Origin of the sequence: Companilactobacillus mishanensis (assembly GCF_003946505.1) — a bacterium.
GTDB lineage: Bacteria > Bacillota > Bacilli > Lactobacillales > Lactobacillaceae > Companilactobacillus > Companilactobacillus mishanensis.
The window spans coordinates 1-14,323 of record NZ_RHON01000002.1; the positions used below are offsets into that span (position 1 = coordinate 1).

At 36.8% G+C, this 14,323-nt stretch carries 15 protein-coding genes; 9 read left to right on the forward strand and 6 right to left on the reverse strand.

What is annotated here, in order from left to right; all coding sequences use genetic code 11:
* Positions 1-166 precede the first annotated feature (166 nt).
* Entirely contained in the window at positions 167-412 is a 246-nt protein-coding gene (locus EKM63_RS02640; protein WP_125703457.1) for a hypothetical protein, read from the reverse strand.
* Between the two features lie 115 nt (positions 413-527).
* On the opposite strand from EKM63_RS02640, the gene EKM63_RS02645 reads away from it, so the two are divergent.
* From EKM63_RS02645 to EKM63_RS02660, 4 genes are all read left to right on the forward strand, one after another.
* Positions 528-908 carry a YueI family protein gene (locus EKM63_RS02645; RefSeq protein WP_125703459.1) on the forward strand — a complete coding sequence of 127 codons (381 nt, stop codon included), beginning with the start codon at positions 528-530 and terminating at the stop codon, positions 906-908.
* Between the two features lie 17 nt (positions 909-925).
* A complete protein-coding gene (locus tag EKM63_RS02650; RefSeq protein WP_125703461.1) occupies positions 926-1,906 on the forward strand; it encodes a ribose-phosphate diphosphokinase in 981 nt (326 codons plus the stop codon).
* A gap of 161 nt (positions 1,907-2,067) precedes the next feature.
* Complete coding sequence (locus EKM63_RS02655) at positions 2,068-2,292, forward strand: hypothetical protein (RefSeq protein ID WP_125703463.1); 225 nt, start codon at positions 2,068-2,070, stop codon at positions 2,290-2,292.
* A 92-nt stretch (positions 2,293-2,384) separates the two neighbouring features.
* Positions 2,385-3,335 (forward strand): 3-hydroxyacyl-CoA dehydrogenase family protein, encoded by a 951-nt coding sequence (locus EKM63_RS02660; protein ID WP_125703465.1) that lies wholly within the window; start codon positions 2,385-2,387, stop codon positions 3,333-3,335.
* 330 nt (positions 3,336-3,665) lie between these two features.
* On the opposite strand, the gene EKM63_RS02665 is transcribed toward EKM63_RS02660, so the two are convergent.
* Positions 3,666-6,005, reverse strand: coding sequence for an HAD-IC family P-type ATPase (locus EKM63_RS02665; protein ID WP_125703467.1), 2,340 nt, complete (start codon positions 6,003-6,005; stop codon positions 3,666-3,668).
* A 95-nt stretch (positions 6,006-6,100) separates the two neighbouring features.
* Here EKM63_RS02665 and EKM63_RS02670 point away from each other — a divergent pair, with 95 nt between their 5' ends.
* Genes EKM63_RS02670 through EKM63_RS02680 form a run of 3 tightly spaced genes read left to right on the forward strand, consistent with a single transcriptional unit; the run spans position 6,101 to position 7,954 of the window.
* Entirely contained in the window at positions 6,101-6,763 is a 663-nt protein-coding gene (locus EKM63_RS02670) for an HAD hydrolase-like protein (protein ID WP_125703469.1), read from the forward strand.
* 3 nt (positions 6,764-6,766) lie between these two features.
* The gene (locus EKM63_RS02675; RefSeq protein WP_125703471.1) at positions 6,767-7,582 is read left to right on the forward strand and encodes a hypothetical protein; all 816 of its coding nucleotides are present in this window, start codon (positions 6,767-6,769) and stop codon (positions 7,580-7,582) included.
* Positions 7,583-7,600: 18 nt separating this feature from the next.
* Positions 7,601-7,954 carry an iron-sulfur cluster biosynthesis family protein gene (locus EKM63_RS02680; RefSeq protein WP_125703473.1) on the forward strand — a complete coding sequence of 118 codons (354 nt, stop codon included), beginning with the start codon at positions 7,601-7,603 and terminating at the stop codon, positions 7,952-7,954.
* 350 nt (positions 7,955-8,304) lie between these two features.
* Here EKM63_RS02680 and EKM63_RS02685 read toward each other — a convergent pair whose 3' ends face one another.
* On the reverse strand, positions 8,305-8,934 hold the full coding sequence (locus EKM63_RS02685) for a hypothetical protein (RefSeq protein ID WP_125703475.1): 630 nt from the start codon (positions 8,932-8,934) through the stop codon (positions 8,305-8,307).
* 144 nt (positions 8,935-9,078) lie between these two features.
* On the opposite strand from EKM63_RS02685, the gene EKM63_RS02690 reads away from it, so the two are divergent.
* A complete protein-coding gene (locus EKM63_RS02690) occupies positions 9,079-9,600 on the forward strand; it encodes a hypothetical protein (RefSeq protein WP_125703477.1) in 522 nt (173 codons plus the stop codon).
* 318 nt (positions 9,601-9,918) lie between these two features.
* On the opposite strand, the gene EKM63_RS02695 is transcribed toward EKM63_RS02690, so the two are convergent.
* Both EKM63_RS02695 and EKM63_RS02700 read right to left on the reverse strand, forming a co-directional pair.
* Positions 9,919-11,319: a hemolysin family protein gene (locus tag EKM63_RS02695; protein ID WP_125703479.1), complete on the reverse strand. Its 1,401-nt coding sequence runs from the start codon at positions 11,317-11,319 to the stop codon at positions 9,919-9,921.
* Positions 11,320-11,388: 69 nt separating this feature from the next.
* Entirely contained in the window at positions 11,389-12,564 is a 1,176-nt protein-coding gene (locus EKM63_RS02700; RefSeq protein WP_125703481.1) for a CAP domain-containing protein, read from the reverse strand.
* 179 nt (positions 12,565-12,743) lie between these two features.
* Here EKM63_RS02700 and EKM63_RS02705 point away from each other — a divergent pair, with 179 nt between their 5' ends.
* Positions 12,744-13,406, forward strand: a complete 663-nt coding sequence (locus EKM63_RS02705; protein WP_125703483.1) for a MerR family transcriptional regulator — start codon at positions 12,744-12,746, stop codon at positions 13,404-13,406.
* 13 nt (positions 13,407-13,419) lie between these two features.
* On the opposite strand, the gene EKM63_RS02710 is transcribed toward EKM63_RS02705, so the two are convergent.
* On the reverse strand, positions 13,420-14,292 hold the full coding sequence (locus EKM63_RS02710; RefSeq protein WP_125703485.1) for a MurR/RpiR family transcriptional regulator: 873 nt from the start codon (positions 14,290-14,292) through the stop codon (positions 13,420-13,422).
* Positions 14,293-14,323: the final 31 nt, after the last annotated feature.

Here is a 14,323-nt window from a genome sequence, read left to right on the forward strand (position 1 = left end):
CCAAAAAAGATATTCGGTTGGAAATCTACTTTCGAGGTTTTTAAAGAAAAGTGTTCCAGTTGACTTGTAAATTCAAGACTAAAAAAAGGCATTTGCGCAAATCGTCTGATTTGCAACAAATGCCTTTTCCTGTAGACTGTTTTTAAAGACTTAGATATCTAAATTATTAGATACGTTTCTTTACATGATATGGAATAACGCTTTTATCGTCGTTGGGGCCTTTGCCTTCGGTTTTTTCGTCTGAGGCGAAATAAACTGCAAAGCTCTTTTTATTTGTTGCATCTTCGGCGATAATTAAGGATGATTCATAAGGATCTTTTGCTTTATAAATTTGGGCGCCACGTACTGCCTCTCCAAAGTCTCTTGAGTTGGCGATTGCGTCACCCGGGTTAAAGAATACCATTTCATCCATAATCAACACATCCTTTCTTTGTTGGACGTACTATCTGTCCGTAACCTTAGTAATATTATACAATTTTATTGGCTAATAAGGGAAGTTATTCCATTAATTTTGAAAGGGGTACCAAATGACTAGTGTAGAAGACTATATCAAAAAGAATATTTTTGGTAAGCCGCAAGTTAAACCTGACGAAAAAAACAAGTTTTTAGGAAACTTTGCTGAACGTGTTGGCGTTGCTTTGACGGTTGCACAAATTAAGAATCAAGATAATCTGTCTGTTGTTGAAAAAGTTATGAAACGCTATCCAGATTATCATTTATATATAAATGGTAAAATTGATGGTTATTTAATGGACGAATATCTCAAATTAAGTGTAAAATTGAACTATAAGTTTACGATTGTCATGCAAGCACCTGTTCGTAATGGTCGAAAAGATCTCGAAGATAACGATATGGGGTTAGTGATTGCTGACGAAAGTAAGCCAATCAACTCACCTGTTATTTTATAAATCAATTGGAGGAAACTATGTCTAATAGATCATTAGATAAAATTGCTTTACTTGCTTTAAACGGAAACAAGCCTGTTGCCGAAAGAATCTCAAAGTATATGGGAATACCTTTGCTTGACTCATCTGTATCCCATTTTAGTGATGGTGAAATCAATATCCAAATTAACGAAAGTATTCGTGGTAAGGATGTTTACATCATTCACTCTGTTTCAGATCCAGTTAATGATAACTTTATGGAATTAATGATTGCAGTCGATGCTTTGCGTCGTGCCAGCACTCGTCAAATTACTTGTGTACTTCCATACTTTGCTTATACTCGTTCAGATAGAAAGTCACGTTCTCGTGAACCTATCTCAGCTAAGCTATTCGCAAATATGCTAGAAATGGGTAAAGTCGACCGTGTGATTGCTCTTGATATGCATGCTGATCAAATTCAAGGATTCTTTGATATTCCTGTTGATCACCTTCGTGCAATGCCTATTTTTGCTGGCTACTTCAAAGATACTATCGATGCTCCAAAAGAAGATGTTGTCTTTGTTGCTCCTGACCATAATTCAACAAAACGTGCTCGTGCCTTGGCTGAAGTCTTTGGTACACAAATTGCCATTGTTGACCAACGTTCATCAGAAGATAGTAGTAATGTTCCTGATATTATTGGGGATGTTGACGGTAAAGTCTGTGTCATTGTTGATGACTTGATCGATACTGGTACTAGAATGATCAATAGTGCCCACGCGTTGAAAGTTGCTGGTGCAACAAGTATTCGTGCTGCAGCTACACATCCAATTTTTTCAGACGGAGCAGCTGAAAAATTACAAAACTCTGATTTGGAAGAAATCGTTGTTACAGATTCAATCGTTGTGCCAGACGAATGTAAATTTGATAAGTTAACAATTTTATCAGTTACAGGCCTAGTTGGTGACGCTATAGAAATGATTGAAAGTGATGAATCAATCAGTCCCTTGTTTGAAATCAGAAAGAAATATACCAAATTATAAAATCAATTTTAGTGATGATGATCAAAAAAGATTATTATCACTTTTTTTATTGCATAAAACAGCGTTTTGTTTGAAAAATCAAGTATAAGCTACCATAATAGCCTCAATGATGTAGGGGATAACGAGTGAGTGTCGGAGAAATGCAAATTCGAGGCACGAATATGGATGATAATAAAAAATATATGTCCTTTAAGATTGCCTTTACTGTTTTATTAATAGTAACGTTCATATTGATCTTTAATAAAAAAGGCCGTATAGATGCCTTCATAGCGGGGTTCTCAACGTTAGCAGTGGGATTGATTTATAGTTATTTCAAAATTGAAGATTTAATAGCTATTCACCATCAAAAATTGATAAAAGCAAGGCATGAACATTTGAACAAATAAAATAGAGCTAATGATTTTTCAGGAATTTTATGAAAGAATCATTAGCTCTTTTGATGATATGATGAGGCTAAATCGTTTAGGAAGTGGAAATTATGAAATTTGAAGACGTAAAAATCATTGGAAATATCGGAGCTGGAACAATGGGACACGCAACAGCCATGCAGTTTGCCATTGCCGGATATCCAGTACATATGATCGACCAAAATGATGCCGCATTGCAGCATGGATTAGACTTGATCAAAGCAGATTTAAAAACACTCCACGAAGCAAACTATTTAACAGACGAAGAAGTCAAACAAGTGTTGGAACGCATTTCAACGTTTACTAGCTATAAAGAAGGCTTAAAAGACGCAGATTTCATCATCGAATCAATTGTCGAAAATTTAAAAATAAAGCAGACAGTTTGGACAGAAGTTGAAGTATATGTTTCAGACGAAACAATTTTAGCTACCAATACATCAGGCCTGAGTCCAACAGAAATTCAATCAGTTTTGAAAAATAAGGACAGATTTTTAGTAGCACATTTCTGGAACCCTGCCCATTTAATGCCGTTAGTAGAAATAGTTCCCGGCAAGGAAACTTCAGACAGCACTATAAAATTAACATATCAGTTAATGAAAAAAATCGGCAAACACCCAGCAGCGCTGAAAAAAGAGTCCTTAGGGTTTGTTGGAAATAGAATCCAATTAGCCGTGATACGAGAAGCACTGCATATTGTCGAAGAAGGAATCGCAGATCCGCAAACAGTAGACGATATAGTCAAATACAGTTTGGGAAGACGCTGGAGCATTTTAGGACCAATCATGAGTGCAGACTTGGGAGGATTAGATGTTTTCAATAATATCAGCTCATACTTGTTGAAAGATCTAGACAATGACACCGAGGCCAATAAGACACTGAGTGAAAATGCTAAGAATGGCAATCTGGGAATGAAAACAGGAAAAGGATATTACGACTGGGATAAAGAGAAGACCAATTACATAGTTTCAGAACGTGATAAAGCATTACTAGAAGACTTTTTGGATGATCAAAAAGATAATTAAACAACAAATATAGATGATTTTATAAAGATGAAAAGGGCATCGATCCCAGATGATGCCCAAAAATAAAACGAGTCTGAAAACAGAAAGTTTTCAGACTCGTTTTTACCATAGAACTCCAAAAAAAATGAAGATTAGCGTTATCCACCCAACTAGATGGAGGAAGAAAATAAATTTTGGGCTAAGTGGTGACATTATTCTTAGTGTGCGAAGCACGCTTAGAATAAGACTCAGCTTGAAGATGATTGCGTACTCTGCAATTAGCTCCAAGTGACGTCCACCACGTCACAGCCCGAAAAATTTATTTTCTTCCGTAATCGGCAGTACACCAACCTACTTCCAATTAATCTTAGAAAATACCCGTCGGCCAAAAACCTCACGCATAAACATAAACAAAGGCCAAGCAACCAAGAAAATCGAAATGTAAACGAAAGTATAATTAAGATTCAAAATACTCTGCAATCCAAACAACTTTTCAGAGAATATAAAAGCGACCAAGAACAATACAAAAGACGTACCAATCATAACCCTCTTACGGATTATCAAAGGCTTGCTGATCGAAAGCAACGCACAGTAGCCGATAATTCCGATTCCAAAAACGGACATTGTTGAAGTTGTTGCGTAATTGAGATGTGCCCAACCACTGATCAAATTGATGGTCATGATCAAAATGATGTTGCAAATCGCAGCTGGCAGAGCAATTTCCATTACGTTTCGCATAAATCTTCCTGCTGGTGGCCTGTAATTTGGCTCTAAGGCAAGAATGAAGGTAGGGATACCAACTGTTAGTGCATTTACCGGAGTGAGCTGTGAAGGCTCAAATGGGTATCCTGTACCGATGAAGATAAAGAATATCGAAAGTACTACTGAATAGATAGTTTTTATCAAGTATAAAGATGCGACTCTTTCAACATTATTTATAACTCGACGTCCTTCGTTGAGCATGTAGATCATTGAGTCGAAATTTCTATTCAATAAAACGAAGTCGGCACTGGCTTCTGCAGCGTCACTTTCACCAGCGATTGCGATACTACAATCTGATTGGCGCATTGCCAAAACATCGTTGACACCATCACCAGTCATACCGACGGTCAATCCATTATCCTGCATGGCTTTGATCAAGTCAGACTTTTGACTGGGACGAACTCGGCCGAAGACTTTATATTTTTTGACCAGTTCTTTGAAATCTGTGTCGTCGTCGATAGTACTCATGTCGACATAGCTATCAGTGGTATCGATACCCGCTTGTGTGGCAACGTTTGCGACTGTGACAGGATTATCACCGGAGATGATTTTCAAGTCGATACCTTGAATTTTTAGATATTCAAAAGTGTTTTTAGCCTGGCGACGGACCTGGTCTGAAATCAAAATTAATCCTTGAAGACTTTGTTTAGAATTCTCTTGTTTCAAAACAGCAATCACACGGAATCCTTTTTCAGCCGCTTGCTCAACTGCTTGCTTAACTTCAGCTGTGGGGGAATCGATAATGAATTCTGGAGCTCCCATAGTGTATCTGATGCCTGATTCTGAAATGTATCCTGAATATTTTGTTTCAGAAGAAAACGGTAATATTTCGTGGACTTTATCAGCAAGAGGCTCAATCTTTAAATTATTGATCGCTTGTGCCGTCGCGTTTGTCTCTTGCGTTACTTCAACGATTTTTGATGCTATCTGTTTGACAAAGTTTTCTGAAGCACCATTCTGCGTCAAAACTTTTTTAACTGTTAATTTACCAGTGGTGATAGTACCAGTTTTATCCAAGCAGAGGGTATCAACTCGAGCTAATGTCTCGATGGCATTCAAAGAACGTACTAAGATACGTTTTCTACTAAGATTGTACGCACCTGTAGCGAGGGCAACGGAAGTCAGCACCACTAGTCCTTCGGGAATCATACCGATGACAGACGCTGATGTACCCAAAATTGAGGCACTGATATTTCCATTTTTTAAGAATGAACGGAAAAACAGCAATAATCCAATTGGTACGATGGTATATGTTAAAATCTTAATAATGTTATTGATGATTTTCATCAAGACACTATCTGAACCTTTTTCACGACTAACAGCATTAGACAATTTGGATACGAAGCTGTTCATACCAACTTGTGTCAGCTGAACTTTAGCTAAACCAGCAACTGCAAAACTTCCGGAATAAACCGGATCGTCAATTTGCTTTTCAATCGTGTCAGATTCACCTGTGATACTGGATTCATTAGTTTGGAGACCATTTGTTGACCGAATAATTCCGTCAGCAGGGATGGTGTTTCCACGCTTAAGTAAGACAATATCGTCTTGAACTAAATCTTCAATATGCACCTTACTTTCTTTTCCATCACGAATCGTGGTAAAGTCTTGTTCATTGACCAAGTTTATTTTATCGATAGTCAGTTTGGAACGAATCTGCTGATAACTACCAATAATAATGTTGGCTAGCACGGGTCCGAGGAAAAATAGATTCCGGTAAGAACCCGTCCAGGCAATCAAAAGGGCGATGACCAAGTTAAGAAAGTTGAAAAGTGTCAGGATATTATCAGCTAAAATCTGTGGTATCGAACGAGATAACTTTTTAATTTGAATGTTTGTGAGACCTTGTTTAGTTTTATCTTGGACCTGCTGTGAAGTAAGCCCAGTTTCAAGGTCAGTATAATTTTCTGGCTTTTTAATTTTTATCATTTGTTAACCTACAGTAAATTGTCTAGGCATTTTTAGTTCAAATGTCTTATACTCTAACTACTACTTCAAATCTAACATAAAAGGATGACTTATTTTTGAATAATTTATTTTTCGATTTAGATGGAACTCTAGTGAATTCCGAAAAAGGTATTATGAAAGGTCTCAAGTATATGTATAACAATACTTTAGGCTATGTACCTCACGACGACAACACTCTAAGAAAATTCATCGGACCAACTTTTAGTACAACCTTTAAGAAATTTGACAATATTGATGTGAATACTCCTGAAGGCATGAAACGAGTTAAAAAATTCCGTGAATATTATGACGTCGAAGGCTGGAAAGAACTGACCGTTATTGATGGCGTTTATGAAATGTTGGAAGAATTGAAGCACGAAGATAAAGAAATTTTCGTTGCAACATCTAAGCCAGAAGTTCATGCAAAAAAAATTATCGATATGTTAGATATGAAACAATACGTCCGACACGTGTTTGGTGCCAGTGACGACGATGTTTCCAGATCACTTAAAGAAGACGTTATTTCTTATGGTATCAACAAAACATCAGTTAATTTGAATTCAGATAATCTTGTTATGGTAGGGGACCGTAGCAGTGATATCGTGGGGGCTCACAAGAATAATCTAAAGGCAATTGGAGTTACGTACGGTTTCGGGGAATATGACGAATTAAGCAATGCTAAGTCAGATTGGATCGTCAATAAACCTTTAGAAATCGCTAAATTAGCTTTGGAGAATTAAAAAATGAGCAAAACAGGATACAAGCGACATGGATTTACCATATTTTTGCTGTCAGGATGCCTGATGGTAATGGTTTTTATGGGGATAACTTTATCGACTGTACTTGATGGATCATACGTAAAAAGAGTTTTGACAAACGATAACAACGTAGCCTTGATTCGAAACTATACTAATCAAAAATTAGGAAGTTTAGTAAATAGCTACTCACCAATCAATAATCTTTCCGCAACAACATTGAGCAAGAGCGAAGTTAAAAAAATCATTAATACTTCAGTTGATGAATTGTACGATGGGAACCCTAAATTGACTACAGGGGATGCCATTTTGGGTACGATTGGCGACAATCTCAAGAGTGAATCAAAAGCTCAAGGATTGAATATTGGTCCAGAAATCGACGAAACGTTATCCAGTAATAAAGGAATTATGGATCAAATAGTTAATGATAATATTGGCCCCATCAATTCAGCTTTACAAAATATCAAGCAAATAAGAGGGATTGTGAAAACAATAATTCTTGTTGCCGCAATATTATTTATCTTATTAGCGTTTAGGCTAAGGTTGAAAGTCGGCTCTAATATGCTCTTTCTTCACCATATTGGAACCGTCGGTATCTGTGCATCAATACTTCTGGCCATCGTATTAGTATTTATCTACTATCCGGTTGCTACATACATCACAAGCAACGTAGAGTACGGAGTCAAGGATGTTTTGTATAATATACTCAACGGTATTTTCACAAACTATATTTCTATTCTGATTATGATGTTCGTCTTGAGCATTATTGATTGGGGAAGTACCGGGAAATACAAATATAATTGATGAAGAGGAGAGATAGATATGAAAATTGAAATAACTCCAGAAGCTAAAGAAAAATTACAAGCTTATGCTGACAAAACTTTACTACTAGATTTGGACGATGGCTTGGGACAATACTCAGATGAAGGTAACTGTGCTTTGGTTACAAAATTCCGTATTATTGCCGTTGATAAGGATGCTGATGTATCCGATTATGCTATCAAGCTTGATAGTGACCTTGGTACTATTTACTTCAAACAAAGTGCTGATGACTTTTTGAAGCCAGGTATTAAGTTGGCCGTAAATCCTAAGACACAATTGATCGTGTTTAAAAATGATTTTGAGACGATCGATAGCAGTGTAGTTATTGTGGATTTTGACAAGGCTAGTGCTTAACTGCCATTCTGCAGTTAGGCTTTCCGGGGGCGTGGACGCTGCGGGTTGTTCTGCAGCCAAAGGGCGGTCTGCAGAATCAACCTTATTGTAATCTCGCCCTTTGGCGAGCTAACAATAATTTCGCGGCTTGGCCCCCGGAAAGCCTGCCCTACGAATTAGTTTTTACCTGGATTAAGATTAGGCTGCTTTCTAGGTATTCGTGTTTTGCACATTTTCTTTTACTATTCGTCGCAAACAATTTGCAGCTTTCACACTATAAAATATAAACTCTACCTCATTCAATAGATTTGAATGAGGTTTTTTGTTATCCAAAAATCCCACATCTTGTTAGTAGATGTGGGATTTGTTGTTTAATTATTTTGTGCATTACCAGTATTTCCAATATTTTCTGTACGTCCTAATATTACTGGGACTGCTATAAAACCTAGAACAAAGGAAATGAACCAGATTCCAAATAGTAGGAAAAATCTTACCATCCACAGTGCTGCTTCTCTGAAGATTCTGAATAACGTATTGTTGATTTTTGAATCTCTCGATTTCGTAGAATAAGCATAGTCTGCTGTTAATGATCCGCTGGTTCCTTGTTTAACGTTATAAAAACTTTTCACATCGTAATTTGTATTTTTATAAGTTGAAACTGAGTTTCCTACTGATGTTTTGAATGATTGCAACCAACGTTGATGTCCGCGGTAAAGTCTTTCTACTAGTGGCAAGTTGCAGAACCAATCTTTTGTCCATGGATAAAAGATGTCATTCACGATTAGCGCTAAAATCCACAGGATATCGCGAATAAACAATTTTAGAAATTCACCAATCGACATGTAAGCAAAACCAGACAATGCGATGGTTTTAAAGATATTAATTAGATTTGGAATTGTGACCTGTAAAATCACCCATGTTCCTAGTATTGAGACTATTGAGATGTATTGTTTGAAACTTAAAGAAATTCCATATTTAAAAATTGATTTTATTTTTTCCATAACTAAATCTCCCCACGTATTTTTCTCAAAATATCAAAATAAATAAATTTGTTTTTTGAAACAAATCGATAATATCAAAGGGGATTTTGTAATACAATATGTTCATATGTGATGGAATTTTTAAATGAATCGGGGATTTTGATTATGGATTCTTACTATACAGTGAACGATATGCAGAAATCTTTAGCCTACAATAAGGCAATTTTCACCCCAAAGACAATATCGAACTGGGTGCGGGACTTTAATACTGAACAAAACGCAAGGACATATGGAAGACCAAGAAAACGTATTTTTGGAAATCAAAAAAGAAAGCCAACAGAATACCCTCAAAAGTGGTTCATGGCAATGTTTGATGAACATATCGAAGAAATACAAAAGAAAAGTTTTAATTATGATGAATTACACGATCAGATAAATGAATTTGACGAATCACCACACTTTCAAGATTTGATAGCTCAGTTCTCACTGTCGAGTTATAAATCAGGCATGGATACATTTGATTATGGTGAATCAATTGCCCAGCAACAGAAAGAAATTATTTGGGAAATCATAATTGAAAAATTAGGGATCGATAAAGATAGGATATATGATGATCTATATTTCGAAGATAGAGAAGTAGAAAAGAACCTACTGAATTATATTGATCATACGAAAGAAGAAAAATAGTACAAAAAAAGGATAGGAACATATAAAAATGTTCCTATCCTTCGTATTTTCTATTCAAATTAATACATTTACTATCGAGATGGAGGAAGAAAAACGATTTGGGCTCAGCCCTGACGTTGTTGTTAGTGTGCGAAGCACAGTTACAACAAGGCTAAGTTTCAAGACAGACGAAGTCTGGCTCGAAATTATGCCCAGGGCGTTCCCTTCCTCAGTTGTTTGTTGGCGTAGCCAACATTTCAACGGTTGCGTATGCGCCAAAGGCGACATACGTTCCTTAAAATAATCGATTAAATACTGGAATCGGAACCGGAATGAAGACTACTTATCAGAATCATCATCTTTCAAATCATCAATAGTAGTCAAAGAAGCCAAATTATCTTGTCGAGCGACTTCTTCATTATCAACAGTAACCTTGAACCAGTTAGCGAATCCATGATCGAATTCGGCAACTCTGAAGTGGAAATTATCTAAATCAAACTCTGAATCTTGTTTGATATTAGGGAATTTCTCAAGTATATAACCACCAATGGTAATGATATCTGATTCTTGGAATGCTTTGATATCAGTCTTGAAGTATCTTTCAAAATCATACAAAGTTGTTTTACCTGAAACGTTATACGATTTGTCTTCGTTTTTGATGATGTATTCATCGGAAACAACGTCGATCTCATCTTTAACGGTACCAAATAATTCCTCGTAAATATCTTTATCGGTAACGATACCACTTGTCCCACCGTATTCATCGACTACGATGACGATTGGTGTCTGTTTCTTGATCATTTTGGAAAGTATATCTTGAATTGGCATTGTTTCTGGAACTGTATTAACTGATCTTAAAATACGAGATATTCCGATGTCGCCGTCTACTTGATTTTGACGAACGATATCGTAGGCATATACGTATCCTAAAATTTTATCTTTATCATTATCTGCTACAACTGGGAATCTGGAGAAACCTTGTTGTAGGTAATCTTTGATGACATCATTGACCTTATCGGTAATGTCGACAACATACAAACTTGTTCTGTCGACCATGATATCTTTAGCAACTTTATCATTCAATTCGAAGGCACGTTGCATGAACAAGACATCGTTTTGATCCATATCGCCACCATTTACTGACGATTTTGAAAGGTTGAGGATTTCTGACTGTGAGAATACTTCATTCTCAGAATCAGCTGGTTTTAATCCAACTAAGCGGATTATTCCAGATGATGAAACATTCAGTAACCAAACGAATGGGTATACTGCAATGTGGAACGCACGCAATGGCGTAACTACTAGCATCAACATTTGGAGTGGCATATCGATAGAAATGTTCTTTGGAACGATTTCTGTTAGGACAACTTCGAAGTATGTTAGTAGAAGAACACCGATAACTGAGCCTAAAATATGTAGGCCATTACCGCCATTTGAAAGGTGAATGATCCCAAAGAAGTCTACTAATAGATATTCGATGGTTCCTTCACCGATCCACCCTAAAACAATACCCGCAATACTAGTACCAACCTGTGTAGTCGATAAGTATTCGTTTAGATTGTTGACCATTTTCAATGCACGTTTTAATTTCTTAATGTTGCCTTCGCCTTTTTCGATTGCATCTTCCAATTGGCTACTACGTGTCTGTACGAGGGCGAACTCGGCTGCGACACAGAAGAATGCGAATATAAAAGTAATGAGTATGATGACAAAATTACTCAATATGGTTGAACTTGACAATACTTGTACCTCTTTTCTGTTAAGAAGGATTATACACCAAAGAAAAGCCGACTGAGTCGGCTTTATAAATTATTTTGTATTAATTACGTTTTGAGCTGTTTCAGTTGTTGCATCTGTTGCTGTTGAAGCGTTATCGATCACTGTTCCATCCACTCCTGATCCCTTTTCTGAGAAGGTTTTAAAAGTATACGTGAAACTTGGTGTTGTTTCTGAGCTTAGACCACTAATTGTAACACGATATTGCGAGTGACTGTTAACTGTAAGCGTAGCCGGTGGAAGGAAAGTTACTAATGTATTGCAATAGCCACCGTTACCATTGTAACTTGGTTCAACAGTTCCCTTAGTACCATCACTCAAGTTTTCGACCGTTATGCTAGTTGTACCGTTAACAATGTCCTTTTGAGTTGCGAATGCAATTGACCATGGAATTTGAGTTGTACCATTGTCGGCTTGCAATTCCTCGACAGGGAACATTCCACTACCCGGATAAGTTACAACGTGATTAGTAGCAACGCGGTAACCATCCATTGGATTGACTACGAAAATGTTTTCGTATAAACGACCAGTTGATGAAGTGGCTGATCCGACGCCAACACTAGTTAGAAATGGAGAAAGGAACCAGCCTCTGTGTCCAGCATTCAATCCTTCGGTGTTAGTGTTATCGAGCATCAATTCACGTATCGGTGAACCTAATGATGTTGGAAAACCGAAGTATAGATTGCTGTATGTCGAGCCGTATACAGCTTGATTCCAAGTTAAATCAGAAACGTTATCTGGTTTCGTAGTATTTTTCAAACCATGTTGTGGTAAATATGGAGTTGATTGTGCTGCCGCCATAACGGAGGCAGAAATTTGAGCTGGTCGGTCAGTGGTGGCATTTTCTGTCACAGCTGGTAAACTAGAAAGTGAGCGATAATAGTTTATCCATGATACAATTTGAGAAATCGCACTTTTATTCATAACGCCAGGTTCGAATGACCCGGTCAATACTGGTGTGGTATCGTAAATGTTTGTAGGTGAGTCGGAGGCAACTAACTTTTGGTAGGTTGCTTGATATGCCTTGGCAGCATTCAGTTCTGAAGTAGTGTAACTAGTCGTTGCATTAGTGTCGGCCGTTGGTTGAGCAACGCTTGACTCACTAATGTTAGTGGGCGCAGTTGCAGCATTTACTACGGTCGTCGGTACGGCGAGTGCTAGTAATGCGATTAACAGTGCAGATTTAAATAGCTGTTTATTCCTCTTCATGACTCTGACCCCTATGGATGTATTTACACCTATTATAACGAATTTTTACTCAAAATTGTATAACGAGTGGATTTACAATATAATAATTTTCAATAATTTTCCATTAAAACTTTTATTTATTGATATACTCAGTTATTATTTTTATAATTGAGTTGACGAAACAGCTTGGGGGAATGGTCTTGACTAACAAAAAAACTAATAAATTTTTAACTCCGGCACAAGCTGCCGAAATGTTAGGTATTAGTGTAGCAACACTTCGTAAATATTCATTGATTGTTGAACATTCAACAAAGAATAGTGGTTACTTTGAACGTAACAAACAAAATAATCGCTTATATACACAGAAAAATTTGGATGACTTCAACAAAATGGTTGAACTTGGCCATGGTCCTAAAATGACTTTGGAATCTGCAGCTAAACAGATTTATCCTGTTTCAGCAGCAACGGAGACACAAGTTTCAAGTAAGAGTAACGGCACACATAACGCACAAGTTGCTAACTTGGAAAACACAATCAAAGAATTACGTGCCAATGTTGATCAACAGGAAAAAATCATTAAGAATCTGAATAAGAAAATCAAGACTTTGGAAGCAGGGGAAGCTACCAAGTCTACGACCGAGAAGGCTGCTGCAACGACTAAATCAAGTAGTACTGATAGTGATGAGAAGTATCAAGCTTACTTGAAACAAGTTAGGGCTGCGAAAGCTAAAAAGGAAAAAGAAACAAACACTGATGAAACTGCTAAACAATCGTCTGAAAAGGATTCTAGTTTGAAGACATTAGTTAATATGCAAGTTAACAATGAAAAGAAACCTCATTGGTGGAATAAATTTATGAAATAAAAAAAGATCGAAACTATAACGTTTCGGTCTTTTTGTTTGTCTTAGATTTTCTAGTCATGTTGATAGTATTACGAATTTCTTTGAATACAGTGCTAGTCTGAGCTTCATCCTTGATTGCAGTGATCATAAACAATGTATCAACTAAACTGATCTGGGCGATGATTGCATGCAACGCTTCATTCTGATAATTAGTTTCTTCAGAAATCGATAGTAACGCTACATTTACTAAACTCGTTAGAGTGGAGTTTCCGTAACTAGTGATACCAATGATTTTGACATTATTTTTGCGTAACTCATTAACTATCGCAAGAGTATCTTTATTTTCTCCACTATGGGAAATAACGATAGCACAATCGTCATCGGTCATTTTGGTCGCCAGCATCAGCTGCATATGATAATCGGTCGTGTAGTAAGGCTTTTTGTCTGAACGTAGAAATTTGTGGAATCCATCTTGAGCTACAACGGATGAGGCACCTAATCCAAAGAACGCCACTGAGTTGCTATTGTTGATAATGTCAGTCGCCTGTCGTAATTGTGACTCAGTCAGGATCTGCTGGGTAGCATTCAATGTGGAAATATTTGCATTAAAAATTTTATGAGTCATTTCCATATAACTATCGGTTGATTTTATGTCTTGGAATAGTCCTTGATCAGTCTCGTCTGAAGTTAGCAGACTAAGTTTAAAGTCCTGGAAATTCTTGAATCCCAACATTTTTGCAAATCTAGATATAGAAGAAATTGAAACTCCAGCATCTTTTGCAAGGTCATTTATTGTCAATCCAGAGTTGAAGGAACTGTTGTCTAATAAGTAATCAGCAATATCCTTATATGTACCTTTTAAATTTTCATAATAGCTTTGTATAACATAGTTTATATTCTTTGCCATAATTCTATTCCTCGTAATTATAAAATAACAC

Bases quoted from the DNA above. Each gene is read 5' to 3' on its own strand.
- EKM63_RS02640 (WP_125703457.1), bottom strand. From the start codon at position 412: ATGGATGAAATGGTATTCTTTAACCCGGGTGACGCAATCGCCAACTCA.
- EKM63_RS02645 (WP_125703459.1), top strand. From the start codon at position 528: ATGACTAGTGTAGAAGACTATATCAAAAAGAATATTTTTGGTAAGCCG.
- EKM63_RS02650 (WP_125703461.1), top strand. From the start codon at position 926: ATGTCTAATAGATCATTAGATAAAATTGCTTTACTTGCTTTAAACGGA.
- EKM63_RS02655 (WP_125703463.1), top strand. From the start codon at position 2,068: ATGGATGATAATAAAAAATATATGTCCTTTAAGATTGCCTTTACTGTT.
- EKM63_RS02660 (WP_125703465.1), top strand. From the start codon at position 2,385: ATGAAATTTGAAGACGTAAAAATCATTGGAAATATCGGAGCTGGAACA.
- EKM63_RS02665 (WP_125703467.1), bottom strand. From the start codon at position 6,005: ATGATAAAAATTAAAAAGCCAGAAAATTATACTGACCTTGAAACTGGG.
- EKM63_RS02675 (WP_125703471.1), top strand. From the start codon at position 6,767: ATGAGCAAAACAGGATACAAGCGACATGGATTTACCATATTTTTGCTG.
- EKM63_RS02680 (WP_125703473.1), top strand. From the start codon at position 7,601: ATGAAAATTGAAATAACTCCAGAAGCTAAAGAAAAATTACAAGCTTAT.
- EKM63_RS02685 (WP_125703475.1), bottom strand. From the start codon at position 8,934: ATGGAAAAAATAAAATCAATTTTTAAATATGGAATTTCTTTAAGTTTC.
- EKM63_RS02690 (WP_125703477.1), top strand. From the start codon at position 9,079: ATGGATTCTTACTATACAGTGAACGATATGCAGAAATCTTTAGCCTAC.
- EKM63_RS02700 (WP_125703481.1), bottom strand. From the start codon at position 12,564: ATGAAGAGGAATAAACAGCTATTTAAATCTGCACTGTTAATCGCATTA.
- EKM63_RS02710 (WP_125703485.1), bottom strand. From the start codon at position 14,292: ATGGCAAAGAATATAAACTATGTTATACAAAGCTATTATGAAAATTTA.